Below are 1349 nucleotides of genomic sequence, written 5' to 3'. Positions count from 1 at the left end.
CTCGAAGCTCATGCTTTACCAGTCGGTTAACATCGATTGAAGTGCTTGCCTCTGCCACATGCAAGGATAATTATCAATACCACCTCCCCCATTCAAGTGGTGCCACCTTCCGAGCAACTTCACTTCTCCAAGTGATTGTTCGTGTTCCTCCAAAGTCATATTCCCAAATGTGTTCCATGTGGCCACACGATTTTCGGTTTTGATCATGTATTCACCAAGAAAAAACATATTCTTGATTTACGCTGAAATAAAGGAGATTGATCATGTAGGCAATGGCTTAAATCATCTGGTTTGATAAATCAATTTATAAAATTATTCTTTCCCCATTTCTTTCCCTTGTTCTTCTTTCCTTTGTGATTCTTGTCCTTAGATTTCTTTCCGGGCTTAGGGTCACAGCAAACTTCATCCGTACACTCGCTTCCTTCACAGGGAACGTCCTTAACCAGTCCATAATCGCAATCCCACACAACTTCCTTGCACTTAAGAATAGGTTCGCAACAAGTATCCACATTATTATTACAAATGCGTCCAGGGCATTCTCCATCAATCGGGGTTTTAGAAGAACCACAGTCAACAGAGTACTGGCATAACCAATTTCAGGTTTGTCTGTGCAAAAATAGGCAGGACCCTCACAAATGTCTGGACAGGACATGCTTGAGCTACAGTTTTCTTCAATGCTCCATTGCAAACATTGTACGCTGATAAACTCTTCAAGTTCATGAACGACATCTATCTAGTGTTTCTGGTCCACAATTATGGCATTCTTCGCCGCAAGGGTCTTCACGACAAATATCCTTTACATAAGTTGTGCATAGGTCACATTCGTTAGCTGACACAAACGCAACAATACAAGCCACCATAATCGCGAAAAGGAACTTCATTGTTGTTGGTTGTTAGTTGTTGTAGTGAGCATACAGGAAATTGTTTGATAAATCAATTTATAAATATATGATAATTGCATCAGATATATCATGGATATATTTCCCCGAATTTCTGTTACTCAGAACAGTAGACTTATCTGTTATATTTTCTCATATAATGATCAAGAATCTTCAAAATCAAACATACCCACACGAATGTCTAGAATGGGTAGTTGTCGGTGATGAAAATCCAGAAACGGAAGAGTCATTTTTAAAGGTTTTTAAACAACTCCCCACTAAGATGTAAGTATTTTAAGTGTGACATCAGTAATGATGCAGGGTCCAAAAGGAATTTTGCGGTTTCGTGTGCTTTGAGTAAGATATTGATAAACCTCGACGACGATGATTTCTACAATAAAACCTATATTGCTTATAGCGTTTCGCAGATGAAAGAACATAGAGTTCCACTGGCGGGATGTCGTGACATGC

General features: G+C 39.2%; 3 protein-coding genes. All 3 read right to left on the bottom strand.

Features of this window, described 5'->3' with window-relative positions:
- Positions 1–15: 15 nt before the first annotated feature.
- Entirely contained in the window at positions 16–228 is a 213-nt protein-coding gene (locus ABJF11_RS10750; protein WP_348119852.1) for a hypothetical protein, read from the bottom strand.
- A 76-nt stretch (positions 229–304) separates the two neighbouring features.
- On the bottom strand, positions 305–544 hold the full coding sequence (locus ABJF11_RS10745) for a hypothetical protein (RefSeq protein ID WP_348119851.1): 240 nt from the start codon (positions 542–544) through the stop codon (positions 305–307).
- Positions 545–1156: 612 nt separating this feature from the next.
- Positions 1157–1349, bottom strand: a 193-nt coding sequence (locus ABJF11_RS10740) for a hypothetical protein (RefSeq protein ID WP_348119850.1), incomplete at its 5' end; no start/stop codon positions are given.

It is taken from the genome of Reichenbachiella sp. (assembly GCF_039941815.1).
In the GTDB taxonomy this organism is placed as follows: Bacteria; Bacteroidota; Bacteroidia; order Cytophagales; family Cyclobacteriaceae; genus Reichenbachiella.
The sequence above is the reverse complement of the archived record's forward strand: the minus strand, read 5'-3'. Positions and strand labels throughout refer to the sequence as shown.